Origin of the sequence: Exiguobacterium sp. MH3, from assembly GCF_000496635.1 — a bacterium.
GTDB lineage: Bacteria > Bacillota > Bacilli > Exiguobacteriales > Exiguobacteriaceae > Exiguobacterium_A > Exiguobacterium_A indicum.
Genome location: NC_022794.1, coordinates 2,192,429 through 2,218,679, shown reverse-complemented (window position 1 = coordinate 2,218,679; position 26,251 = coordinate 2,192,429). Strand labels below are relative to the sequence as shown.

Sequence of the window (26,251 nt, the reverse complement as noted above, 5' to 3'; positions counted from 1 at the left end):
ATGACTTTACGAGCACTTACTGCAAAAAGTTTCATGAATCTACTTCGATGTTGAAAATCAAGATTCCTGTCACGTTTTATGTAAATTTCACTTGAGCGGTTCAAGTGGATCTTTAGGATCGATTTGGACCGTGATTTGAACGAGCTCTTTAGTTAACTCGGCATATCCTTCCGCGACACATCCGTTAAAACGGGAGAACTGTTCAGCGAGGAAACCGGCTTCGAGTTGGAAGTATCCATGTGGTCGTTCATCTCTCGTCGTATCAGGAGGAGACAGCACGAACAAGACGACCGTGCCTTTACGTTTCTTGATTTCGAGCGTTCCCCAACCTGCTTGTTCAAAAAATGAGGCTAATTCAGATTCATCTACGACAGGGAATTGACGCGCTAGACGTTTACCTGCCCAGTAGATGACTTGCCGATAATCCGATCCGAGAAGATCGGTCAGCACATAATCTCGGATCAATTCGATACCGAAAAGTGGTGTTTGTTTTGGTGTAGCATCCATCATGATTCACTCCTATCTGTGAACCATTATACCGAGATGATTCTTGTCGGTCATTGTTTTCCTAAAAAAATTTGCAGTTAAATGCAACGGCTCGGGTTGTCTTCTAAAAAGGACAGGAGTAGAATAAGTGATGAAAAGACGAATTTCCTTATGAAAGCGCTTTTCTACCAAAATGCGCCAACGGTTGATTGGCAAACAAAAGGGGGGATTTGGATGGCGAATCATCGTGATTTCGTGAGTCGTAAAATACACTCACTGCTCGGCGTCATTCCAATCGGGTTATTTTTACTTTCGCACTTAACGACGAACTACTTCATCGTACGTGGTGAGGAAGACTTCAATAAGGCCGCGGAATTCGTGGGGAACGTTCCGTATCGATTGTTCTTAGAGATCTTTGTCATCTTCATTCCAATCATCTTGCATGGCGTCTACGGTGTGTACATCGCATTCACCGGATCTGCGAACACAGGGCGTTATACATACTTCCGGAACTGGATGTATGTACTGCAACGGTTCAGCGGTGTATTCCTTGTCGTGTTCATCACGTGGCACGTTTGGGAAAAACGGATTGCCGCTGCGATGGGAACACCAGTCGATGCAAGCATGATGCAGAACATCGTCGATAACGGATTCATGCTCGCGTTCTATATCGTCGGGATCTTGGCGACGACATTCCACCTTGCGAACGGACTTTGGACGTTCTGCATCACATGGGGAATCACGCAGTCACCAGCATCTCAACGGGCGATGTCTTACGTGGCAGCACTCGTATTCATCGGTTTATCGTTTGTAGGCGTACGCTCGATCTTAACGTTTGCAGGCGTGTTGTAAGGAAAGGGGAACTGACAACATGGCGAACAAGAATCTTGTCATCATCGGCGGAGGGCTTGCCGGTCTGATGGCTACGATAAAAGCAGCGGAGCAAGGCGTACCAGTTAAGTTATTCTCACTCGTACCCGTCAAACGCTCACACTCTGTTTGTGCACAAGGTGGCATCAACGGAGCGGTCAATACAAAAGGGGAAGGCGATTCACCATACCAGCATTTCGATGACACGGTATACGGTGGGGACTTCCTCGCAAATCAACCACCTGTTCAAAAAATGGCGGAAGCAGCGCCGAAAATCATTCATATGTTCGACCGGATGGGCGTCATGTTCAACCGGACACCGGAAGGCTTACTCGACTTCCGACGTTTCGGCGGAACGTTGCATCACCGGACGGCATACGCTGGAGCGACGACAGGACAACAACTGTTGTACGCATTAGATGAACAGGTTCGTAAGTTCGAAGCGCAAGGTTTGGTAGAAAAATATGAAGGATGGGAATTCCTTCGTGCCATCATCGATGACAATGGCATCTGTCGTGGAGCAGTTTGTCAAAACCTCCGGACGATGGAAATCGAGGCATTTGCCGCGGATTCTGTCATCCTCGCGACGGGTGGTCCTGGGGTCATCTTCGGAAAATCGACGAACTCGGTCATCAACACAGGACAAGCTGCAGCTGCTGTCTATCGTCAAGGTGCGATCTATGCGAACGGTGAATTCATCCAAATTCACCCGACAGCGATTCCTGGAGACGATAAGTTACGTCTCATGAGTGAATCAGCACGAGGTGAGGGTGGTCGCGTCTGGACGTATAAAGACGGTAAGCCTTGGTATTTCCTCGAAGAGAAATATCCGGCATACGGAAACCTTGTTCCACGGGATATCGCGACACGTGAGATTTTCGACGTCTGTGTCAATCAAAAACTCGGCGTCAACGGGGAGAACATGGTCTATCTGGATCTATCGCATAAAGACGCAAAAGAACTTGACGTCAAACTCGGTGGGATCCTTGAAATCTACGAGAAGTTCGTCGGTGACGATCCACGAAAAGTACCAATGAAGATATTCCCTGCTGTTCACTACTCAATGGGTGGACTATGGGTCGACTACGATCAAATGACGAACATCCCTGGATTGTTCGCAGCTGGTGAATGTGATTATTCGATGCATGGTGGTAACCGTCTCGGAGCGAACTCACTTCTCTCTGCGGTATACGGCGGAATGGTCGCTGGACCATCAGCCATTGCTTATATGAATGAACTCGAGACATCGGTTCATGAGATGAGTGAGGACGTGGTCGAAGCGCATAAAATCGAAGAAATCAACCGCTTCAACGATATCCTATCAATGGAAGGTACGGAAAACGCGTATCAAATCCACCGTGAGCTTGGAGAAATCATGACGGATAACGTCACGGTCGTCCGGTACAACGATAAGCTCGAAGAGACACTGACAAAAATCAAGGAACTCCGCGATCGCTTCACACGCATCTCGGCAACGGATACAGCACGTTGGAGTAACCAAGGGGCATCGTTCATCCGTCAGCTCGATCACATGCTCGACCTAGCTGAAGCAATCACGCTCGGTGCTTTAAAACGTGACGAGAGTCGCGGAGCGCACTATAAACCGGACTTCCCGGAACGTAATGATGAACAGTTCTTGAAGACGACGATGGCACGTTACACGAACGGTCATCCGGAAATCTTCTATGAAGACGTCGACACGTCGTTGATTCCACCACGGAAACGCGATTACAGCAAGAAGTCGAAGAAAGAGGTGAAAGCATAATGGCGACACCACTCGAATCATCTACTACGCAAAAATCGGTTCAATTCATCGTTCAACGTCAAGATGGACCTGATGGTAAACCGTATGATGAAGCGTTTGAAATTCCGTACCGTCCGAACATGAACGTCATCTCTGCTTTAATGGAGATTCGCCGGAACCCTGTGAATGCAGCCGGTGAAAAAACGACACCGATCAACTGGGACATGGGTTGTCTAGAAGAAGTCTGTGGCGCTTGTTCGATGGTCATCAACGGTACACCACGTCAGTCGTGTACGGCACTCGTTGATAAACTCGAACAACCGATCCGCCTTCAACCTATGCAGACGTTCCCGATCGTTCGTGACCTTCAAGTCGACCGTCAACGCATGTTCGATGCGCTGAAGAAAGTCAAAGCATGGGTCCCGATCGATGGAACGTACGACTTAGGTCCAGGACCACGGATGCCAGAGAACAAACGTCAATGGGCATATGAGTTATCGAAATGTATGACGTGTGGTGTGTGTCTCGAGGCATGTCCGAACGTCAACGATCGTTCGACATTCATCGGACCAGCATCGATCTCACAAGTTCGTCTATTCAACTCGCATCCGACAGGTGCCTTCCACAAGGAAGAACGCCTTGAAGCGTTAATGGAAGATGGCGGGATCATGCAGTGCGGTAACGCTCAAAACTGTGTTGAGGTTTGTCCGAAAGGGATTCCGCTGACGACTTCAATCGCGGCGATGAACCGTCAGACGACACTTCATTCATTCAAAAAGTTCTTCGGTAGTGACGAAGGACGAACAGGTGAAGCCGTTAGTTCATGATTTATCAAAGAAGGAGCTTGCTCCTTCTTTTTTCATTCAGACAGGAGGAACTCATTGTGCGCGTACCAGCTTATATTCCAGAACTTGAGTCATGGCTTGAACAGATGAAACATGGCACACGACTCGACGTCGCTGTTCGTTTTGCGGAGACGGATGCCTATGGTCATATGAATAACCGAGTACCGTTCGTCTATTTTGAAGACGTTCGGACATTGATGTTAGAGGAAACAGGATATTCGCTTGCAGAAGACGGCATTATCGTCGTCGCCGATGCTCAGTGTAACTATATTCGCCAAGTCTATCCACGGGCGCGTCTCGCTGTCTATGCGTATCCGGTACATGTCGGTAGTGCATCGTGTGACGTCCACTATGCGGCATTTGATGAGCAAGGTGAATTGATGTTCACGGGACGGACATCTATGGTACAAATCGATCGTTCGGGGAAAGCATTCCCATGGAGTGAAGCGTATAAAAATTCCTTGCAGAATCGATTCGAATCCGTTATCATTTGATAATGAGTTCACATATTCGAAAACGACTCACTAGTACGTTATTAGTGAAGGGAGATTTCTTAATCATGGAAAAAACATTCAAAGTCATCGCGGATTCAGGCATTCACGCTCGTCCGGCTACTCAGCTCGTCAACACAGCTTCTAAATTCCAATCAGACATCAACTTGGAATACAACGGGAAGACTGTCAACTTGAAGTCAATCATGGGTGTTCTTTCACTCGGAATCGCGAAAGATTCAGATATCAAAATCGTTGCAAACGGTGACGATGCTTCTGAAGCAATCACGACTCTTTCAGATATGCTGACTAGCGAAGGTCTTGCTCAGTAATCCTGTAATCGTACATTCTCGGACGCCGGTCTTGCACCGTCGTCCTTTTTTGTTACCATAGGAAAGAGAGAAAGAGGTGGAGAAGAGTGAATCGAGCGATTGGAGTACTGGATTCCGGAGTCGGTGGGTTGACGGTCGCACGTGAATTGATGCGACAGTTGCCCCATGAGCGAATCATCTATGTCGGGGATACATTGCGGTGTCCGTATGGTCCTCGTCCAGAAGAAGAGATTCGTGAGTTTACGTGGGAGATGATTGATTATCTCGTGCAACAAGATGTGAAATTGATCGTGATCGCCTGTAACACAGCCACGGCTGTCGTCTTAAAAGAAGCGCGAGAACGTTTAAATATACCTGTCATCGGTGTCATTGATCCGGGAGCCCGCGCGGCAGTTAAGGTGACGCGTACGAAACGAATCGGTGTCATTGGAACGAAGATGACGATTACAAGTAATTCCTACGAGAAGGCGTTACGCCACGTCGAAGGGCAAGTCGTCGTCGAATCGTTAGCGTGCCCGCCATTCGTTCCGCTCGTCGAGTCGATGCAGACAGATGGTGCGTACGTCGAACGTGTCGTTGCCAATACATTACGACCATTGATGAATTACGATATGGATACATTGATCCTCGGGTGCACCCATTACCCGCTTCTAGCAGATGTGATTGGACGGGTCATCGGACCAGGCGTCCAGCTAATCTCTTCAGGAGACGAGACAGCGCTCGAGGTAGCAGCACTACTTGATTACAATACGATTTCAGCAGATGTGACACAAATTCCGGAACATCGTTATTACGCGACAGGCGATATCCGCTCATTTGATCAGATTGCGACGGACTGGCTCGATCAGACCATCCATGCGGAGCGCATCGTGCTTGGAACGGAGGAAGATTAAATGCGGATAGACCAACGAACGGCGGATGATCTCCGTCCTATTCAATTATCGATTGATGTCAATAAACACGCAGAAGGTTCTGTCTTGATTGAACTGGGAGATACGAAAGTCCTCTGTACGGCGACCGTCGAGGAGAAGGTGCCACCGTTCCTTCGCGGTAAACGCCAGGGCTGGATCAATGCGGAATATTCGATGTTGCCGCGTGCGACGGCTCAGCGGACCGCACGAGAAGCCGTCCGCGGCAAACAGACGGGACGGACGATGGAAATCCAACGTCTGATCAGCCGCTCGCTTCGGGCCGTCGTTGATTTAGAGAAGCTCGGGGAACGAACGATCTGGATCGATTGTGACGTTATTCAGGCAGATGGCGGTACACGAACGGCATCGATCACTGGTGGTTTTTTGGCACTCGTCCGAGCAGTCGATCAATTGATTCAAGCGGGAAAACTGACAGATACACCGATCAAAGAGGGCATCGCAGCCATCTCGGTTGGAATCGTCGAGTCGAATGTCTTGCTCGATCTATGCTATGAAGAGGACGCTGCGGCGGAAGTCGACTTCAATCTCGTCATGACCTCATCGGGTAAAATCGTCGAGATGCAAGCAACAGGAGAAGAGTCGACATTTTCCCGTCAAGAGATGCTCGAAATGCTCGAACTTGGGGAAAAAGGTATTAAGGAACTGATTGAGGCTGGCCGTGAGGCACTCGGTGTCTCTTGGTGGTATGTAGGAGAAGAAGTGGGGGAACATAGATGAAGGTCATCGTCGCAACACACAATGCAGGTAAAGTGAAGGAACTTGAAAGCATGCTGGGTCGTCTCGGTTATACGGTCGAGTCGTTACTCGATCACGCCGATGCTCCGGAAACGGATGAAACAGGTGAGACATTCGAGGAGAATGCACTTTTAAAAGCAACAGAGGCAGCAGCCTACTTTGGCCACGCGGTACTTGCTGATGATTCAGGTCTTGAAGTCGATGCTTTAGATGGCGCTCCCGGCGTCTACTCAGCACGCTTCGCGGGACTTGAAAAGTCGGATGCGGCGAACAATGCTCTACTACTTGAAAAGTTAGAAGGTGTTCCGGAGGAAGAGCGGACGGCGCGCTTCGTTTGTGTACTCGCGCTAGCGAAACCAACGGGTGAGACATTGACGGTTCGTGGAACGATGGAAGGGCGAATCGGTTTTGAGGCGTCGGGTTCGAACGGTTTCGGTTATGATCCATTGTTCGTCACAGAAAGCGGACAGACGGCTGCTGAATTGACGAAAGAAGAAAAAGCGATGATTAGTCATCGTGGCAATGCATTGCGCAAGCTCGAACAGGACTTAACTACTTTCTTAGGAGTGTGATGAAGATGAGAGCGTTGATCGTTAGTGATAGTCATGGACTAGAACAAGAACTGCTTACGATATTCGAACGTCACCAAGACGTAGATGCGGCATTTCATTGTGGGGACTCCCAATTGACGCGCGACATCGAATCATTATATCCATATCGTGTTGTGCGAGGGAATTGCGATTACGGACACGATTTTCCGGAAGAAGTCGTATCGGAAATGGATGGTCATACCATCCTCTGTGTCCACGGGCATCGGCAGGACGTCAAATACAGTCTAGATGTCTTACAGCATCATGCGAAGGAAAAGCAGGCGGACATCGTCTTATATGGTCATTCCCATGTGGCGAAGGCTGAATATCGGGACGGTGTGTTATTCATCAATCCAGGTTCAATCCGGATGCCACGTCATCGACCAGACAAGACGTATGCGATTCTTGAAGTGGATCAAAACCGTTATTCTGTCGATTTTCTTAATGTGAACGGTGACCCGGTAAATGCCCTTCATCTGGACGGAACATTTTTGTAATAAAATAATTGCAATGTTTGTAATGTGATTGACACGAAAGAATTGTTCTAGTATAGTTTATTCGTGTTGACACGTCCCAATAGCTCAGCAGGATAGAGCAACGGCCTTCTAAGCCGTCGGTCGGGGGTTCGAATCCCTCTTGGGACGCTATAATTAAAATAGAGACTGCCCTTACGAGGGTGGTCTCTTTTTTTTATTCCGATTTTCGATTATAATTAAGGTATCATGAACTCGAAAGGGATGAATGCTATGTGGAAGAAAGTTGGAGCAGTCCTTATGCTAAGTACGTTTCTTGCTGGATGTAGTGAGATTTCAAATACAGTCGATGATGCAAAACAACAAGTCAACGATGTAAAAAATAGTGTCGATTACGCTGGAGAACTTCAAGGAATTGCAAAAGATACGGCCCAAGTCACGTCAGATTTGTCGGCTTCCCTGAATGAGGCGGCTACGACAGCGCGTGAATCTGCGAACCCTGAACAGGCACTTGATCAACAAATCGAAAAGTTGAAGGAAAACGGAACGATTGATCAGTTCAATCAAGAACTGGATCAAATCGATCAACGACTAGCGGGACTTGAAAATCCGCCGCAAGAATTGCAAAATTTAAGTGCAAAACTCGAGCAGTACGTGAATCAATCGGAAGATATCGCTCGATTACTTGAAGCTGACGTCTCATTAGATACGTTGAATCGATTAGGAATCGAGCAGGCGGGACAACTTCAAGAAGCGATCACGAACTGGACGTCTTTACTCGATCCATTTACGAAATAAGAAGTTGAATATGAAGGAGTGCCGGAATATGGGGACATCGCGCTGGATGGAACATGAACTAGAAGTAGAACGAGCGCGGATTCTTCGTTTGCCCGCTTCTAAACAAGAACAATTGATTATGGAATTAGAGACTGACCAATTGACAGGAGAAGATGTCTTACACCGGCTCTATGTCATTCAACCACTCTTAATGCATGACCGTGAACGATTTGAAACAGTGGCAGAACGTTTTCTTGAAGTCGAGGGTGTCGAGCAAGTGCTCGCACTCTTTCTTTATGAACTCGGAGAACGTTATCCGATGAAACTCGCTTTGCGCTCGGCGTCACCGTATCTGCCTTATGGGCTCGCGCTTCGATTAGATGAAATCAAACAACAGATGCGTGTTCGCGAACAAAAGCCGGCAGTTCAAAACAACCCTGTTGCGCAGCGTGAGGTAACAGCAGCAACGGAATTGATGCATGTGTTGCGACACGGCAGTTGGGTCGAACAAATGCGCCAATTGACCGGTGTGGAATTCGAACGGACATCTGAGCTCATTGCATACATCACACAAAAATACCTTCAGGCGCAAGAGACAGCACATCAAAGTCTACTCGTCATTGATCAGTTATTAGGAGGCTTGCTTGATCACGTGCCATATCCGGTAAGCATTCATGTGCCACACTTAGATGTAGACTGGACGATCTCGTCACGCGAAGAGTTAGAAGAAATCCTGCTGGTACATCAACAGGAGCAACAAGCGTTACTGGCATCGATGCATACGTTAGAGCGAATGGATCCGTTCCGAGCGTTGCTCGTCTTGCGATCGGATCAACTGATTCATCTTGAAGAACGAGAACGAATCGGATCAGACATGGAGAAGTGGCTCGCAGCATGCGAAGAACTCGCAGGTCTGACATTTGAACGTGAAGAACCCGAACGTATCCTCAGTCCGCTGGCGAAGCGGTTATATCGAGCGGCACATATCCTTTATCCGGAAGTCATTGCATTCGAGCAAATTTACTTCGATTGAGACATCAGGAAACGATTCGTTCAACAGTGGTAATCGTCAGAACGATTGTGCTATAATGTGACTTGTTGTACACACATGTACGCTAATTGACAATTTTGGAGGGACTCAGCATGACTGCAAAATGGGAAAAACAATCAGGTAGCCTCGGCGTCCTCACGTATGAAGCGCCTGCTGAAGCATTTGATAAAGCGGTAGACCAAGCGTTCAAGAAAGTCGTTAAGACTTTGAACACACCTGGTTTCCGTAAAGGAAAAATGCCACGCGCAATGTTCAACAAAATGTACGGTGAAGAAGCACTGTACCAAGATGCACTCGATATCCTTTACAAGGACACAATCGAAGGTGCAGTCGTCGAATCAGGAATCGAGCCAATCGCGCTTGAGAACATCGACGTTGAAACACTCGAAAAAGGCAAGCCAGTCGAATTCAAAATCACGTTCGTCATCGAGCCAGAAGCTACACTCGGTGAGTACAAAGGTCTTGAGTACACAGCAGTTGAAACGAACGTTACTGACGAAGACGTCGACGCTGAACTCAAAACATTGCAAGAACGCGGTGCAGAACTCGTCGTTAAAGAAGATGGCGTCATCGAGAATGGCGATACAGTCGTATTCGACTTCGCAGGTTTCGATGGGGAAAACCAATTCGACGGCGGAACTGCTGAGAACTACTCACTCGTCATCGGTTCTGGAAACTTCATTCCTGGATTCGAAGAGCAAATGGTCGGTTTAAAAACTGGCGAGCAAAAAGATCTTGAAGTGACATTCCCAGAGGAATACCACGAAGCATCACTCGCTGGAAAACCAGTTACATTCAAAGTAACGATCCACGAAGTCAAAGCACAAGAGCTCCCTGAATTGACAGATGAGTTCGCAAAAGAAATGGATGAAGAAGTTTCTTCACTCGACGAGTTGAAAACAAAAATCCGTACGCGTCTCGAAAACACACGCAAACAAGAAGCTGATGCTTCAATGCGCGATGAGTTAGTCGAAGCGGCTACGAAAAACGCGACAGTTGATCTTCCAGAAGTCATGGTCGAAAACGAAGTCGAGCGTATGGTTCAAGAGTTCACACAACGTATTCAATCACAAGGTATCGACCTCAACATGTACTTCCAGTTGACTGGAACGACAGAAGAGGCAATGCGTTCTGAAATGAAAGAGCAAGCGGAAGAGCGCGTTAAAGCACGTCTCGTCCTCAAGCAAATCGTTGCTGACGAAAAAATCGAAGTAACAGATGAGGAAACTCAAACTGAACTTCAATCAATGTCAGAACTCTACAACATCCCTGCAGATCAACTTGAAACGATGCTTGCACCACAAGGTGGTCTTGAAACGCTTAAAGGCGATCTTCAATTCCGTAAAGCTATCGATGTTCTCGTCGACAACGCAAAAGCAAAATAAGCCATTTCATGGTTTTCAATCGACTTCAAGCCCAATTTCTGGTCTTGGAGTCGATTTTTTTGTACGATAGGTCAAACAAGGACAAACAATCCTTGGTTCAGAACATCAAACTGTAAATCGTTCGTCCAGGATTTGAAAGACTTTCCTTGTTCATGCTACAATCATAAATAGTAAAACGTGAGACGGGATGCTACAGGCGTCCATACAATTTCCACGTTAAAGGGGTGGACCTTTATGTTTAAATTTAACGAAGAAAAAGGTCAGCTAAAATGTTCTTTCTGTGGAAAGACACAAGAACAAGTACGCAAACTTGTTGCTGGACCTGGCGTTTACATTTGCGACGAGTGTATCGAACTCTGCAATGAAATCGTAGAGGAAGAACTCGGTACTGAAGAAGAAGTCGAGCTGAAGAATGTTCCGAAACCGCATGAAATTCGTACGACACTTGACGATTATGTCATCGGTCAAGAGAAAGCGAAGAAATCGTTGTCTGTAGCGATGTACAATCACTACAAACGAATCAATGCTGGTGGTCGCGCAGATGATGTCGAGCTCTCAAAATCGAACATCGTCATGATTGGACCAACAGGTAGCGGTAAGACACTTCTTGCCCAAACGATGGCACGTATCTTGAACGTACCGTTTGCGATTGCAGATGCAACAAGTTTGACGGAAGCCGGTTATGTCGGTGAAGACGTCGAGAACATCCTGTTGAAACTCATCCAAGCAGCGGATTACGATGTTGAGAAGGCTGAAAAAGGCATCATCTACATTGATGAAATCGATAAGATTGCTCGTAAATCAGAAAACCCGTCGATTACACGTGACGTTTCTGGTGAGGGTGTCCAACAAGCCTTGCTGAAGATTTTGGAAGGAACGGTTGCGAGTGTACCGCCACAAGGTGGACGGAAACACCCACATCAAGAATTCATCCAAATCGATACGACGAACATCTTGTTCATCGTTGGTGGCGCATTCGATGGTATCGATCAGTCGATCAAACGTCGTCTTGGTAAAAAAGTCATCGGATTCGGAAACGATTCAGAAAACCGTAACCTTACACAAAAAGAAATTCTGGCAGCTGCATTACCAGAAGATCTTCAAAAGTTCGGTTTGATTCCAGAGTTCATCGGTCGTTTGCCGGTCATGGCGACGCTCGAGCCACTTGATGAAGAGGCACTCGTTCAAATCTTGACGAAACCGAAAAACGCCCTCGTGAAACAATATAAGAAAATGCTTCAACTTGATGATGTCGAACTCGACTTCACGGAAGATGCACTTCTTGAGATTGCAAAACTTGCAATCGAACGTAAAACAGGTGCACGTGGTCTTCGTTCCATCATCGAAGAAACTATGCTTGATATCATGTTCGAAATCCCATCGCGTGAAGACATCGCGAAAGTCATCATTACAGCAGAAACGTTGACTGGTAAACGCGGTCCAACGCTTGAGTTGAAAGATGGTACAATTGAACATGGGAAAGAAAAAGAAACGGCGTAACACCGTGACAAATCGGCTCGGAGGCTACTTGTACGCCTTTCCGAGTCTTTTTGTTTAGGAGGAATTCGAATGAAGAAAAAACAATATCCACTTTTACCGTTACGCGGTGTCGTCGCGTATCCATTGATCGGATTGACGATCGATGTCGGGCGTCCGGTATCCTTGAAAGCCTTACTTGCATCAAAGGAACACGAAATCGATCTCGTCGTCGTCACACAACGTGATCCAGAAGCAGAGCCGTCTGTCGACGGGTTGCATCAGGTTGGTACGCTCGTTCAAATCGCGAAGATGAGTGAACTCGGGAATGATACGGTCCGTGTCCGCGTCATCGGGAAGGAACGCGTCCGGATTGAAAACGTCGAGGAGACGGACGAGGGTTATCAAGCTGTCATCGAACCAATCGAGAAGATGGACATCAAAGGAGCGAAACAAGAAGCGCTCGTTCGTCTCATCAAAGAACAGTTTGGTCAACTCGTCTCCCGGATTAAAGGAATCGGAACCGATGAACGTCGCCGGTTCGAGACATACGAACGCCTCGATTCATTGACGGACTATATCACGTCGAAGCTACCAATCGATATTTCGAAGAAGCAGGAGTTTCTCGAACAACAGGATCCGGTCGAACGAGGATTGATGTTGCTTGATGTCATGAAACACGAATATGAAGTCGTCGAACTCGAACGTGAGATGCGTGAACGGACGAAGAAGACGATTGAACAATCGCAACGCGAGTATTACTTGCGGGAACAATTGAAGACGATTCAACAAGAACTCGGTGGCGAGTCGGCTTCTGTTGAAAGCGATGCGACGAAATACCGGGAGCAGCTTGCGATGCTTGATTTACCAGAAACGACGGTTGCGAACGTCGAGAAGGAAATCAGTCGTTTAGCGGTCGTACCGGCGACGAGTCCCGAACATGGGGTCATTCGCAACTATCTCGAATGGTTCTTCTCATTGCCGTGGAATGAAGCAACCGATGATTTCTTGAACGTCTCAGCTGCTTCGGAACAGCTTGAAAAGGACCATTACGGTCTAGAGAAGGTCAAAGAACGAATCCTTGAGTATCTTGCCGTTCGTCAATTGACCGACTCATTGCGTGGACCGATTCTTTGTCTTTCTGGTCCTCCAGGAGTCGGGAAAACGTCGCTTGCCCGTTCGATTGCTACAGCACTTGAGCGGAAGTTCGTCCGTGTCTCACTTGGTGGCGTGCGCGACGAAGCGGAAATCCGTGGACATCGCCGGACGTATATCGGTGCGATGCCAGGACGGATCATTCGCGGTTTAAAACAAGCAGGAACGAACAACCCGGTCTTCCTGCTCGATGAGATCGATAAGATGTCAAATGACTTCCGTGGTGATCCGTCGTCCGCGATGCTCGAAGTTCTTGATCCGGAACAAAACAACAGCTTCTCCGATCACTATATCGAAGAACCGTTCGATTTATCGAATGTCCTGTTCATCGCGACAGCGAACGATGTCTCAAACATCCCCGGACCGTTGCTTGACCGGATGGAACTGATTCAAATCGGTGGCTATACGGAACAAGAGAAGACGGAGATCGCTGTTCGTCATCTCTTATCGAAGCAACTGGCTGAACACGGTCTGAAAAAGAGTCAATTGACGGTCAAAGCAGACGCGCTAGAAGAAGTCGTCCGTCGTTATACGCGAGAAGCCGGTGTTCGGAATCTCGAACGTGTCCTCGGCTCACTTTGCCGGAAAGCAGCGAAACAAATCGCGATGGGGGAGAAGAAACGGGTGACGGTGACGAAGCGTAATCTGGACGATTTCCTAGGCAAACCGATTTACCGCTATGGTCAAGGCGAGCTCGAAGATATGATTGGCGCGGTGACTGGTTTAGCGTATACTGCTTTTGGGGGCGATACGTTGACGATCGAAGTCAGCCTTGCTCCGGGTAAAGGGAAATTGCAGTTAACCGGGAAACTCGGTGATGTCATGCAAGAGTCGGCTCAGACCGCCTACAGCTTCGTCCGAGCGAATGCGACGTCGCTTGGCATCGAACCGAACTTCTACGAAACGCAAGACATCCACATCCACGTTCCTGAGGGTGCCGTACCAAAAGATGGTCCATCTGCTGGGATCACACTCGCGACAGCATTGATTTCCGCTTTAACAAAACGTCCGGTTCGCCGAGACGTCGGAATGACGGGTGAAATCACGTTGCGTGGACGTGTCTTACCAATCGGTGGACTAAAGGAGAAGTCACTCGCAGCACACCGTGCGGGCTTGACGACCGTTCTGCTGCCGCAAGACAATACGCGGGACATCGATGATATCCCGGAAAGCGTCCGCGCAGGAATGGAATTCATTCCGGTCGCGACGATGGAGCAAGTGCTCGAACATGCATTAAAAGGAGAGTAACATGAAAATTTATAAAGCTGATTTTATTACGAGTGGCGTCAATCCGGAACATTATCCGGAGCCATTGTTGCCAGAAGTGGCACTCGCAGGGCGATCAAACGTCGGAAAGTCCTCTTTCATCAATAAACTGGTCCAGCGTAAAGCACTCGCGCGGACATCTTCGAAACCAGGTAAAACGCAAACCTTGAACTTCTTCAACATCAATGATGAAGTCATGTTCGTCGATGTACCGGGTTACGGATATGCGAAAGTTTCGAAGACGGAGCGTGAAGCGTGGGGCAAGATGATGGAGAAGTACTTCACACAACGCGAAATCCTTAAAGGTGTCGTACAGCTCGTTGACATCCGACACGATCCGTCTGCGGATGATGTGACGATGTATGATTTCTTGAAGTATTACGATCTACCGGTCATCGTCGTTGCGACAAAACTCGATAAAATCAAGAAGAGTCAACGTGATAAACATATCGCTGCGATTAAACGTAAGTTGCAATTTGATGGTCAAGATACATTGATTCCTTTCTCGTCCGAGACAGGAGAGGGCGTCGATGCAGCGTGGGAAGCGATTTATCGCTTATTGTAAAGATTAAAGCCTACGAAATCTGCAGGATTTCGTAGGCTTTTTTACTTTCTATACATAAAAAGTGCTTTGTGAAAAATCTATTATTTCGTAATATAGTGTGTAAGAATAGCTATAATGACTATGTAATAAATGGGAGTGTGAATGGTTTGGATTTGCTTCGAAACAAATGGTTTAAGGCATTAATCTGGGTATTAGTGATTTTTCTCGTTATCTGGGTCGGTACAAAGATCTCATTTTTATTCCAGCCGATTAAAGTCATGCTGGCATTGATCTTCCCGCCGCTGATCATTGCGGGGATTTTCTATTATTTCACGCTCGGTATCGTAGATGCATTGCAAAAACGCGTCAAGAAACGTGGTCTTGCCGTGTTGATCGTCTTGCTTGGTTTCATCACGGTTCTGACGATTGCTGTCGCTTCGATCGGACCAATTTTAGTCGAGCAGGTGACGGATTTTGCGACAAGCATTCCGACGCTCGTCATCGAATTACGCGATCAGACGTTAAACTTACGCGATCAATTGATGGACAATCGTTTCATCTCGACATGGGTTCACGAGAATACGGACTTATTTGACAAGTGGACGAATGAAGCGACGTCGTATATCGGTACAGTCTTTAAGTCTGTCTCGACGTCTGTCGGAACGATTTTCGGTGTCATCTCTTCGACCGTCTTAATCATTGTCTTAGTGCCGTTCATCTTAGTTTATATGTTGCTTGACGGCTATAAGTTTCCGGATTCCGTCGTGAAGCTGTTGCCGAAAAGCTATGAAACAGAAACGCGTAAAATCTTGCACGATATGCACGTGACAGTGAAGCATTATGTCAATGGACAGGTTATCGTCTCAATCTGTGTCGGTCTCATGTCATTGATTGGCTTCTTCATCTCAGATATTCAATATGCGTTACTGCTTGCCTTATTCTGTACGGTCACGAACATCATTCCGTATCTTGGACCTTACATCGGTGCTGTACCGGCGGTCATCGTCGGGTTCATCGATGATCCGATCAAAGCCGTCTATGCGATCGTCACGATCGTCGTCGCGCAGCAAATTGAGTCGAACTTGATTTCTCCTTATGTCCAAGGGAAAACACTCAAGGTTCATCCGCTGACGATCATCATCGTCTTGCTCGTTGCTGGGAAAATCGGTGGAATCATTGGTGTCATCCTAGCAGTTCCGACCTATGCGGTCACAAAAGTCGTCATTCAAAATATCGCTCGGATCTATCGTTTACGTCAGCAACGTCTCGACGTACCGGACGTGACGGTATCACCTGAATCCTTGAAGTAAAGTGTAACCCTCTGACCTTTTTAGGAGCAGAGGGTTTGTGATTTTCATGAGAGAGGGATAAGGTAGAAGAAGAGAAAAAATGAAGAAGATTTCACAACTTCGACTCATTTTAGTTTATAAATTGATTGGAATCTTTTTTATAATGGTTATAATGTAGGATAGAGAACGAAAAGATAGATCGGAACGAAATCTTTGGACGTAAGGGGTAGAGCGCATGCATATCGTAGTGGTCGGCTTGAATAACAAAACAGCGCCTGTATCAATACGCGAACAAGTCTCATTTGGGGAGCATGAGATGAAGGGAGCGGTCGTCGCATTGCGCGATGAAAAAAGTATTTTTGAAAGTGTCATCGTCTCGACATGTAATCGGACGGAACTGTACGTCGTGACGGATCAGCCACATACAGGACGGTATTATACGAAACGTTTCCTTGCAAACTGGTTCGGTTTGACGATGGAGGAACTGGAGCCGTATCTCTTCATTCATGAAGGGTTCGATGCGATGAAGCATCTGTTCCGCGTGACAAGTGGGCTTGATTCGATGATCGTCGGTGAAACGCAGATTCTTGGTCAAGTCAAGACAAGCTTCTTCATGGCGCAAAAGCTTGAAACGACAGGAACGGTCTTCAATAAACTTTTCAAAGAAGCGGTCACGCTCGCCAAACGGGCTCACGCAGAAACTGGAATCGGTGAAAATGCCGTTTCTGTCAGTGCTGCTGCTGTCACGCTTGCCGAACAGTTACTCGGATCGCTTGAAGATAAATCAATCGTCGTCATCGGTGCGGGAGAAACCGGCGAATTGACGACGCTTAACCTATATGAAGCAGGGGCACGTGATATCACGGTCTTTAACCGGACGTTAGCTAAAGCAGAAGAGGTCGCGAATCGGTTCGAAGGATCGGCACATTCGATTAACGAGATGCAGTGCGGTTTGCTTCGGGCAGACATCGTCATCTCTTCAACGGGTGCCAAACGTGCCATCATCAAACGCGAAGACATCGCGGCAGCACAGCTGTTCCGGCACGATCGTCCATTCCTGTTGATCGATATCGCCGTACCACGCGACATCGAACCGACCGTCGGTGACTTGCCAGGTGTTCATTTGTATGATGTCGATGATCTGACATCGATCGTCCAACAAAATATGGCGGAACGAATGAAGGAAGCGGCGAAGATCGAACAACGGATTGAAGCGGCAATCGCTGAGTTCGAAGGTTGGATGACGACACTTGGTGTCGTACCGATCATCACGGAATTACGAGACCAGGCGTTACGCATTCAACAAGAAACGATGCAAAGCTTGGAACGGAAATTACCGGAGATGTCGAAACGTGAAAAAACCGTCATTGGCAAACACATGAAATCAATCATCAACCAGTTGTTGCGTGAACCGTTATCTTATATTAAAGATGCGGCAGCGAAGCCAGATGCCGATGAACGGATTGTGCAGTTCATGGATACGTTTGCATTAAACGAAGACTTGTTCGAAGGGCTCGAAGATGACGTCATGACATCAGAAGAGACGGCACCTTCCGCAAAAGCTGTGAACCGGTGAACAAAGCACGATTTGTGTTACAATAGAAAATGCATGGGGCGGACTTGTGCCGCCCCTTTATCATTGTACAGGGGGATTTTAGCATGCGAAAAATCATTGTTGGATCGCGAAGCTCGAAGCTAGCGATGACACAGACGAAATGGGTCATTGACCAGTTGAAACAAGCCGGCGCGCCGTATGAATTCGAAATCAAGAACATCATCACAAAAGGGGACCGCATTTTGGATGTGACGCTCTCGAAAGTCGGCGGTAAAGGATTATTCGTAAAAGAGATCGAGCAACAGATGATTGACGAAGAAATCGATTTTGCCGTTCACAGCATGAAGGATCTACCTTCTGAATTACCGGATGGTCTCATCATCGGTGCCACACCAGCACGTGTCGATGCGCGTGATGCCTTGATCACGAAAACAGGCGAAGGTCTTGCTTCCTTGCCAGAAGGTGCAGTTGTCGGCACGAGTAGCTTACGTCGTGGGTCGCAATTGCTAAAACTCCGCCCTGATTTAAAAATCGAATCGATTCGCGGAAACATCGACACACGACTCGATAAATTAAAGAATGGTCCGTTTGACGGAATTTTGCTCGCAGCAGCTGGTCTACAACGGATGGGTTGGTCTGAAGACGTCGTCTCGGAATATCTCTCGACAGATGACATGATTCCAGCCGTCGGTCAAGGAATCCTCGGTATCGAATGTCGCGAACATGACCAAGAAGTACGTGACCTTCTGCACCTGATCCATGATCAGATGACGGAAAAAGTAGCTTACGCCGAGCGCGCTTTCTTAGCAGCGATCGAAGGTAGCTGTCACGTTCCGGTCGGTGGATTCGCAACGATCAACGAAGACATGTCAACGACACTCGTCGGATTCATTGGATCCGTCGATGGAGAGCAAATCCTACTCGAGCGCGAATCAGGTCTAGACCCGATGCAACTCGGTCAAGATGTTGCCGAACGTCTGCTTGCTTCGGGCGGTCGCGAGATTCTCGCGACACTTCCGGATGACTTGTAAGCAGGTACTCTTCACGGGCAGCCGACCACCGACGACCGAGCAGATGGCGCGACTGCGCGCCGTCGCGATCGAGTCAGTGCACTATCCTGTCATTGAAACGCGACCGGTTTCGTTTACATTGCCGAAGGGAATTGATTGGCTCATCGTGACGAGTCCGAATGGTGTCCACCGGATTGCTGATGCGTTGCCTGAATTAGCAGCAACACGTATCGCGGTCGTCGGACGAAAGACGGCAGATGCACTTGCGAAGTACGGTCGAACAGCCGACTTCTGTCCGTCGACCTTTACAGGAGACGCACTCGTCGCAGAACTCGGACCATACTTGTCTGAGGGAAATCATATCGTCTTCGCGCGAGGGAACCGATCGCGGCAAGCGCCGGTCGATCAGTTACGAAACCTGAATCGGTATACGATCGAAGATATCATCACGTATGAAACTGTCACCCGTCGGCTACCTGAAGCACTTATCAGAACTGCCACCTATATTGGACTGCAGAGTCCTTCCGCTGTCGAAGCGATTGCTCCACTATCCCCGCAGACGACGTTCATCGTCATTGGGACGATCACGGAGCAAGCAGCAAAAGCAGCCGGACTTCAACCGATCCATGTCGCCCGTGAATTCACGGTGGACGGCATGATTGATCGTATCATTGAGGAGGAATCAGCATGAACACATTAGAATACGCACGACACCGTCGTTTGCGCCATACCGCATCACTCCGGTCACTCGTTCGCGAGAACCAGTTGCATAAATCAGATTTGATTTATCCGATCTTCGTCGCTGAAGGCGAAGATATTAAACGCGAAGTCAGCTCGATGCCTGGCGTCTTCAACTTATCACTTGATCATCTGACGGCTGAGATTGAAGAAGTCGTCGCACTCGGAATCGAATCTGTCATCTTATTCGGTGTCCCGCATGACCACTTGAAAGACGAGCAAGGGTCAGGTGCGTTTCACGATCACGGGATCGTTCAAGAAGCGACACGTCTCGTCAAGAAGGTTGCCCCGCAGCTAACGGTCATCGCCGACACATGCTTATGTGAATATACGTCGACAGGTCATTGTGGAATCGTCGCCGACGGTACGGTCGATAATGATGCGTCACTACCGCTTCACGTCAAGACAGCAATCTCCCAAGCCCGAGCAGGTGCCGACGTCATCGCGCCATCATCGATGATGGACGGATTCGTCGCAGCGATTCGTCAAGGATTAGACGAGAACGGCTTCAGCCACATTCCGGTCATGAGCTACGGTGTTAAATATGCGTCTGCTTATTACGGTCCATTCCGTGATGCAGCAAATTCGGCACCGGGAGAAGGCGACCGGAAAGGTTATCAAATGGATCCAGCAAACCGTCGCGAAGCGTTCCGCGAAGCAACAGCGGACGTTGATCAAGGAGCTGACTTCATGATCGTCAAACCTGCGCTTGCGTTCATGGATATCATTCGTGATGTGCGCGAGCGAATCGATTTACCGATCGTCGCGTATAACGTATCGGGTGAGTATGCGATGGTCAAAGCCGCAGCCTTGAACGGCTGGATCGACGAAGAACGAATCGTCCTTGAGACGATGCTTGGCTTTAAACGAGCAGGCGCTGATTTAATCATCACCTATTTCGCAAAAGACATTTGTCGTTACCTGGAGGGGTCGAAATGAGCTTAATTAACCAGAACTCAAAATCAAAAGAAGCATTCGAGCGGGCACTCCCGCTCATGCCGGGTGGTGTCAACAGCCCGGTCCGTGCTTATAAATCAGTCGGGATGACACCGATTTTCGCAGATCATGCAAAAGGATCGAAGCTCTATGACATCGACGGAAAAGAGTATATCGATTACGTCTTGTCATGGGGACCGATGATTCTCGGTCATGCCGATCCAATCGTCACGTCAGCGATCCAAGAACAAGCAACACGTGGCTGGAGCTACGGGACACCAACGGAAATCGAATCAGCGATGGCGGAAGTCGTCATCAGTCGGGTGCCGTCGGTCGAAGTCGTCCGGATGGTCAACTCAGGGACAGAAGCGACGATGGCAGCGCTTCGTCTTGCACGCGGCTACACAGGTCGGACGAAAATCCTCAAGTTCGAAGGCTGTTACCATGGTCACGGTGACTCGCTCTTGATCAAAGCAGGTTCAGGTGTCGCGACACTCGGATTACCAGATTCACCAGGCGTTCCGGCGCAAATCGCGAGCATGACGCTGACAGTTCCGTACAACGACTTGGACGCTGTCCGAATCGCGTTTGAAAAACACGGCGACGATATCGCCGGTGTCATCGTCGAACCGGCTGCTGGGAACATGGGCTTCGTGCCACCAGAACCGGGATTCCTCGAAGGCTTACGGGAAATCACGTCGGAAAACGGTGCCTTATTGATCTTTGACGAAGTCATGACTGGTTTCCGTGTCGGATTCCACTGTGCCCAAGGACATTTCGGTGTCACACCGGACATCACGTGTCTCGGTAAAGTCATCGGCGGCGGAATGCCAGTTGGTGCTTACGGCGGACGTCGCGACATCATGGAACAGATTGCACCACAAGGTCCAATCTATCAAGCGGGTACGTTATCCGGGAACCCACTCGCGATGGCAGCTGGTCTAGCGACACTGACACAATTGAAACCAGAACACTATGAAGAGTTCGACCGGAAAGCAAGCCGTCTGTCAGAAGGCTACCTGAACGCTGCAGCGAAATACAACATTCCGCTGACGACGAACCGCGCAGGTGCGATGTTCGGTGTCTTCTTTACGGATGAACGCGTCACGAACTTCGAAAAAGCGAAAACATCGAACCTTGAGATGTTCCGTTCGTATTATCAAAAGATGGCGGCGCGTGGTGTCTTCTTACCACCGTCACAATTCGAAGGTCTCTTCCTGTCGATCGCTCATACGGACGAAGACATCGAACGGACGATTGAAGCCGTCGAATTGACGTTCCAAGAACTCCAAGTTGAATTTGGTCGTTAAGCAGTTCTTGACGATTGCTTGAAGTCTCGGCTAAAATGAGTAAAGAAGAAAATGGCAACAGCGATGACGGGAAGAGTAGTCCTGTATTCGTACCGGCGTAGAGAACACATCCTTGGCTGAAAGATGTGACGGGCGAACAGGAGGAAGGTCACCCCACGAGCTGGTATCGTGAGTCTTACGAGCGATATCCGTCCTCCACACGTTACGTGGCTCGAGGGCATCCGATTTTGGATGAACTAAGGTGGTACCGCGGAAAAAAGCAACGGCTTTCTTTCGTCCTTAGCATAGGACGAGAGAAGCCGTTTTTATTATGGACAAAAAGGGAGCGATCAGGATGCAGGAATTATCAATGCCAACGAAGTATGATCCGCAGGCAACGGAAGAAAAATGGTACGACTTTTGGGAGAAAGGTGACTATTTCAAAGCCGATCAGGATCCAGAAAAAGAGCCGTACACGATCGTCATTCCACCACCGAACGTCACAGGTAAATTGCACCTTGGTCACGCGTGGGACACAACGTTACAAGACATGCTGACACGGATGAAGCGGATGCAAGGATTCGACGTTCTTTACCTACCAGGAATGGACCATGCCGGTATCGCGACGCAAGCAAAAGTCGAACAAAAACTGCGGGCAGAAGGACAATCACGTCTTGAAATGGGGCGCGAGAAATTCCTCGAGCAATCATGGGCATGGAAAGAAGAGTACGCGTCAACGATCCGTGCACAATGGGCAAAACTCGGTCTTGGACTCGACTATTCACGGGAGCGCTTCACGCTTGACGAAGGATTGTCAGAAGCGGTTCAAGAAGTCTTCGTGAAACTTTACGAAAAAGGCTTAATCTACCGCGGCGAATACATCGTTAACTGGGACCCAGCGACGAAAACAGCGATCTCGGATATCGAAGTCATCTACAAGGATATCGAAGGTGCGTTCTATCACTTCAGCTATCCACTAACGGACGGTTCAGGTCACGTTGAACTAGCGACGACACGTCCTGAGACGATGCTCGGTGATACAGCGATCGCCGTGAACCCGAAGGATGAGCGTTATGCTCACCTCGTCGGAAAAACAATCACGTTACCAATCGTTGGTCGCGAGATTCCGATTGTTGCCGATGACTATGTCGACATGGAGTTCGGTACAGGTGTCGTTAAGATCACACCAGCGCACGACCCGAACGACTTCGAAGTCGGTAACCGTCACGAGTTACCTCGTGTCCTCGTCATGAATGAAGATGGAACGATGAACGAGAACGCAGGGAAATACGAAGGCATGGATCGTTTCGAATGCCGGAAACAAATCGTTGAAGATTTAAAAGCAGAAGGTGTTCTAATCAAAATCGAACCACACTTGCACTCTGTCGGTCACTCGGAGCGTTCAGACGCGATCGTTGAGCCGTATCTCTCACTCCAATGGTTCGTTAAAATGGAACCACTCGCGCAAAAAGCACTTGAGGAGCAACAAGGACCAGACAAGGTCAACTTCGTTCCACAACGCTTTGAGAACACGTATGTGCGCTGGATGGAAAACATCCGTGACTGGTGTGTCAGCCGTCAACTCTGGTGGGGACACCGGATTCCGGCTTGGTACCATAAAGAAACAGGCGAAGTATACGTTGGCAAGGAAGCACCAGCCGATATCGAGAACTGGGAGCAAGACAACGATGTTCTCGACACGTGGTTCTCGTCAGCGCTTTGGCCGTTCTCAACAATGGGTTGGCCGAACAAAGACGCAGCGGATTATCAAAAATATTTCCCGACGTCGACACTCGTCACAGGTTATGACATCATCGCTTTCTGGGTATCACGGATGATCTTCCAATCGTATGAATTTACAGGACAACGTCCATTCCAAGACGTCTTGATCCACGGATTGATTCGTGATTCGGAAGGACGCAAGATGTCGAAATCACTCGGGAACGGAATCGACCCGATGGATGTCATCGAGAAGTATGGTGCCGATTCTCTTCGTTGGTTCTTAACGACAGGATCAACACCAGGCAACGACCTCCGCTTCTACTGGGAAAAGATCGAAGCGACATGGAATTTCTCGAACAAATTGTGGAACGCAAGCCGTTTTGCCTTAATGAACATGGATGGTCTAACGTTTGATCAGATCGATTTGACAGGCGAGAAGTCACTCGCAGATAAATGGATCCTGACACGCCTACAGACGACGATTGACGACGTAACGCGTTTATCTGACAAATACGAGTTTGGTGAAGCGGGACGTATTCTCTATCACTTCATTTGGGAAGACTTCTGTAACTGGTACATCGAGATGGCGAAGTTACCGCTCAACGGGGAAGATGAAGCAGCAAAACAGACGACGCGTTCGGTTCTTGCCTATACGCTCGATCGGATCATGCGTCTGATGCACCCGTTCATGCCGTTCATCACGGAAGAGATCTGGCAACACTTACCGCATGAAGGCGAGACGATCACACGTGCTGCATGGCCAACACGTGAAGCGTCACTCGACTTCCCGGAAGCCGTTCCAGCATTCGAAGCGGTTCAGAACGTCATCCGTTCGGTTCGTAACATCCGCGCGGAAGTGAACGCACCGATGTCGAAACAGATCCAACTGTTCATCTCGACGAATGACGCACGTGTTCAAGACGACCTGTCGTCAAACAGCTCGTACTTGCAAAAGTTCACGAACGCGTCTGAACTCCGGATTGAAGAGCAGATGCCAGCACCAGAAAAAGCGATGAGTGCGATCGTAACGGGAGCAGAATTGTTCATCCCACTCGCGGACTTGATCAACATCGAGGAAGAAATCGCGCGCTTGAATAAAGAACTCGTCAAGTATACGAAAGAAGTCGAACGGGTCGAGAAAAAACTCAACAACCCTGGCTTCGTTGGCAAAGCACCGGCACATGTCATTGATGAAGAAAAGGCGAAGGCACTTGATTATACGGAAAAACGTCAAGCTGTCGAAGCACGCATCAACGAACTCTCACACTAATTACAGCAGTGGCTCAAGTTTCCTTGAGCCACTTTTTTTAAAGGAGCGAACAACATGAGGACGCGAGAAGATGTATTGGATTGGTTATCGAGCTTACTAGCATTTGGCGTCAAACCAGGTCTTGAACGGATGCAGGCGATGTTACTGGAATTACAGATTGACCCGGACGCGATTCCGACGATTCATGTCGCTGGCACGAACGGGAAAGGATCGACGGTTGCGTTCTTACGTGAGATGGGAATTGCGGAAGGATTACGCATCGGGACGTTCACGTCGCCGTATATCATTCAGTTCGAGGAACGGATTATGTTGAACGGGGTACCGATCGCAGAAGATGATCTCGTCGCCGCTGCGATCGCTGTTCAAGCTGCCATCCAGCATATCGATCCGGCACTCGGTACGGTCACTGAGTTCGAGGCATTAACGGGACTTGCTTTCTATTATTTTAATCAGATTCGTCCCGATTTCGTCATTTATGAAGTCGGACTCGGTGGATTGTATGATTCGACGAACGTCTTCAAGAAGCCGGTCGCAGCGATCATCACGTCGATCGGGCACGATCATCAAGCGATTCTCGGAGATACGCTCCAAGAGATTGCTTTACAGAAGTTCGGGATCATCAAACAAGGGACACCGGTCATTGCCGGAAAACTGCAGGAAGAGCTGACGGTACCTTTAATGGCGTATTGCGGTGACCGAAATGCGACGTTGAAATGGAGTCAGGAAGCAATCATCCGTTACCGTCTGAAAGAGACAGGTACCTGGGCGACATATGATGGGATTCCGGAGACACGTCTTGGTCTAGAAGGTCACCATCAAGTCCATAATGCGGCGAATGCCGTCGTCTGTGCGCGGCGACTCGGGTGGTCGAAAGCGGCGATCCGAAAAGGACTACGGGAAGCAAAACATCCGGGACGGTTTGAGATCATCTCACGCAAACCACGAATCATTCTCGATGGTGCCCATAACCCGGAAGGCATCACGGCACTTGTGGAACGGTTAAAAGAGGAATCAAAACCGGTAACGTTACTTTGTTCGATTTTGCGTGACAAAGACCGGACGGCGATGCTAACGCAGTTACGTAGCATTACACCGGATATTTACGAGACGACATTTGATTTCCCGCGAGCGCGGACACTCGATGAGTTAAAACAAGACAGCGCCAATGTAACGACGATTGAAGCGTTCTTCGATCAATTAGAGATGGACCGGACATACGTCGTGACGGGATCACTCTATTTCATCAGTGAAGTGCGTCAAATGTACACAAACTCTTTTACAAAATAGGGA

At 48.5% G+C, this 26,251-nt stretch carries 24 protein-coding genes, 1 tRNA gene and 1 other annotated feature; of the genes, 24 read left to right on the top strand and 1 reads right to left on the bottom strand.

Annotated elements, in window-relative coordinates; genetic code table 11:
- Nucleotides 1–87: 87 nt before the first annotated feature.
- A complete protein-coding gene (locus U719_RS11755; protein WP_235147587.1) occupies nucleotides 88–510 on the bottom strand; it encodes a YslB family protein in 423 nt (140 codons plus the stop codon).
- Nucleotides 511–720: 210 nt separating this feature from the next.
- Between U719_RS11755 and U719_RS11750 the strand changes: the two genes are divergently transcribed.
- From U719_RS11750 to U719_RS11635, 24 genes are all read left to right on the top strand, one after another.
- Nucleotides 721–1,338, top strand: a complete 618-nt coding sequence (locus U719_RS11750) for a succinate dehydrogenase cytochrome b558 subunit (RefSeq protein ID WP_023468988.1) — start codon at nucleotides 721–723, stop codon at nucleotides 1,336–1,338.
- A gap of 19 nt (nucleotides 1,339–1,357) precedes the next feature.
- Nucleotides 1,358–3,121 carry a succinate dehydrogenase flavoprotein subunit gene (sdhA, locus tag U719_RS11745; protein WP_023468987.1) on the top strand — a complete coding sequence of 588 codons (1,764 nt, stop codon included), beginning with the start codon at nucleotides 1,358–1,360 and terminating at the stop codon, nucleotides 3,119–3,121.
- Nucleotides 3,121–3,927 (top strand): succinate dehydrogenase iron-sulfur subunit, encoded by an 807-nt coding sequence (gene sdhB / locus U719_RS11740; RefSeq protein WP_023468986.1) that lies wholly within the window; start codon nucleotides 3,121–3,123, stop codon nucleotides 3,925–3,927. The genes sdhA and sdhB overlap by 1 nt, the downstream gene beginning before the upstream one ends.
- Before the next feature lie 56 nt (nucleotides 3,928–3,983).
- A complete protein-coding gene (locus U719_RS11735) occupies nucleotides 3,984–4,439 on the top strand; it encodes a thioesterase family protein (RefSeq protein ID WP_023468985.1) in 456 nt (151 codons plus the stop codon).
- A 65-nt stretch (nucleotides 4,440–4,504) separates the two neighbouring features.
- Entirely contained in the window at nucleotides 4,505–4,768 is a 264-nt protein-coding gene (locus U719_RS11730; RefSeq protein ID WP_012371023.1) for a phosphocarrier protein HPr, read from the top strand.
- A gap of 86 nt (nucleotides 4,769–4,854) precedes the next feature.
- A complete protein-coding gene (gene racE / locus U719_RS11725; RefSeq protein WP_023468984.1) occupies nucleotides 4,855–5,661 on the top strand; it encodes a glutamate racemase in 807 nt (268 codons plus the stop codon).
- Complete coding sequence (rph, locus tag U719_RS11720) at nucleotides 5,662–6,417, top strand: ribonuclease PH (RefSeq protein ID WP_023468983.1); 756 nt, start codon at nucleotides 5,662–5,664, stop codon at nucleotides 6,415–6,417.
- Nucleotides 6,414–7,007 carry an XTP/dITP diphosphatase gene (locus U719_RS11715; protein ID WP_023468982.1) on the top strand — a complete coding sequence of 198 codons (594 nt, stop codon included), beginning with the start codon at nucleotides 6,414–6,416 and terminating at the stop codon, nucleotides 7,005–7,007. Before rph ends, U719_RS11715 begins: the two co-directional genes overlap by 4 nt.
- A gap of 5 nt (nucleotides 7,008–7,012) precedes the next feature.
- Nucleotides 7,013–7,522 (top strand): metallophosphoesterase family protein, encoded by a 510-nt coding sequence (locus tag U719_RS11710; protein ID WP_023468981.1) that lies wholly within the window; start codon nucleotides 7,013–7,015, stop codon nucleotides 7,520–7,522.
- Between the two features lie 73 nt (nucleotides 7,523–7,595).
- A tRNA-Arg gene (locus U719_RS11705) sits at nucleotides 7,596–7,669 on the top strand.
- Between the two features lie 129 nt (nucleotides 7,670–7,798).
- Nucleotides 7,799–8,296: a hypothetical protein gene (locus U719_RS11700; protein ID WP_235147586.1), complete on the top strand. Its 498-nt coding sequence runs from the start codon at nucleotides 7,799–7,801 to the stop codon at nucleotides 8,294–8,296.
- A gap of 46 nt (nucleotides 8,297–8,342) precedes the next feature.
- Complete coding sequence (locus U719_RS11695) at nucleotides 8,343–9,308, top strand: hypothetical protein (RefSeq protein WP_158408702.1); 966 nt, start codon at nucleotides 8,343–8,345, stop codon at nucleotides 9,306–9,308.
- Nucleotides 9,309–9,418: 110 nt separating this feature from the next.
- Nucleotides 9,419–10,711, top strand: a complete 1,293-nt coding sequence (tig, locus tag U719_RS11690; protein WP_023468978.1) for a trigger factor — start codon at nucleotides 9,419–9,421, stop codon at nucleotides 10,709–10,711.
- 234 nt (nucleotides 10,712–10,945) lie between these two features.
- A complete protein-coding gene (gene clpX, locus U719_RS11685; protein WP_023468977.1) occupies nucleotides 10,946–12,211 on the top strand; it encodes an ATP-dependent protease ATP-binding subunit ClpX in 1,266 nt (421 codons plus the stop codon).
- 69 nt (nucleotides 12,212–12,280) lie between these two features.
- Nucleotides 12,281–14,590 carry an endopeptidase La gene (lon, locus tag U719_RS11680; RefSeq protein WP_023468976.1) on the top strand — a complete coding sequence of 770 codons (2,310 nt, stop codon included), beginning with the start codon at nucleotides 12,281–12,283 and terminating at the stop codon, nucleotides 14,588–14,590.
- A 1-nt stretch (nucleotide 14,591) separates the two neighbouring features.
- The gene (gene yihA / locus U719_RS11675) at nucleotides 14,592–15,173 is read left to right on the top strand and encodes a ribosome biogenesis GTP-binding protein YihA/YsxC (RefSeq protein WP_023468975.1); all 582 of its coding nucleotides are present in this window, start codon (nucleotides 14,592–14,594) and stop codon (nucleotides 15,171–15,173) included.
- A 146-nt stretch (nucleotides 15,174–15,319) separates the two neighbouring features.
- Nucleotides 15,320–16,462 (top strand): AI-2E family transporter, encoded by a 1,143-nt coding sequence (locus tag U719_RS11670; protein ID WP_023468974.1) that lies wholly within the window; start codon nucleotides 15,320–15,322, stop codon nucleotides 16,460–16,462.
- A gap of 214 nt (nucleotides 16,463–16,676) precedes the next feature.
- Nucleotides 16,677–18,017: a glutamyl-tRNA reductase gene (gene hemA, locus U719_RS11665; protein ID WP_023468973.1), complete on the top strand. Its 1,341-nt coding sequence runs from the start codon at nucleotides 16,677–16,679 to the stop codon at nucleotides 18,015–18,017.
- A gap of 83 nt (nucleotides 18,018–18,100) precedes the next feature.
- Nucleotides 18,101–19,027 carry a hydroxymethylbilane synthase gene (hemC, locus tag U719_RS11660; RefSeq protein WP_023468972.1) on the top strand — a complete coding sequence of 309 codons (927 nt, stop codon included), beginning with the start codon at nucleotides 18,101–18,103 and terminating at the stop codon, nucleotides 19,025–19,027.
- Entirely contained in the window at nucleotides 19,017–19,697 is a 681-nt protein-coding gene (locus tag U719_RS11655) for a uroporphyrinogen-III synthase (RefSeq protein ID WP_023468971.1), read from the top strand. Before hemC ends, U719_RS11655 begins: the two co-directional genes overlap by 11 nt.
- Nucleotides 19,694–20,683: a porphobilinogen synthase gene (gene hemB, locus U719_RS11650; protein WP_023468970.1), complete on the top strand. Its 990-nt coding sequence runs from the start codon at nucleotides 19,694–19,696 to the stop codon at nucleotides 20,681–20,683. Before U719_RS11655 ends, hemB begins: the two co-directional genes overlap by 4 nt.
- Nucleotides 20,680–21,990: a glutamate-1-semialdehyde 2,1-aminomutase gene (gene hemL / locus U719_RS11645; RefSeq protein ID WP_023468969.1), complete on the top strand. Its 1,311-nt coding sequence runs from the start codon at nucleotides 20,680–20,682 to the stop codon at nucleotides 21,988–21,990. The genes hemB and hemL overlap by 4 nt, the downstream gene beginning before the upstream one ends.
- Before the next feature lie 54 nt (nucleotides 21,991–22,044).
- Nucleotides 22,045–22,274, top strand: a binding site (T-box leader).
- Between the two features lie 50 nt (nucleotides 22,275–22,324).
- Entirely contained in the window at nucleotides 22,325–24,961 is a 2,637-nt protein-coding gene (locus U719_RS11640) for a valine--tRNA ligase (protein ID WP_023468968.1), read from the top strand.
- A 54-nt stretch (nucleotides 24,962–25,015) separates the two neighbouring features.
- A complete protein-coding gene (locus tag U719_RS11635; protein WP_041255166.1) occupies nucleotides 25,016–26,248 on the top strand; it encodes a folylpolyglutamate synthase/dihydrofolate synthase family protein in 1,233 nt (410 codons plus the stop codon).
- Nucleotides 26,249–26,251: the final 3 nt, after the last annotated feature.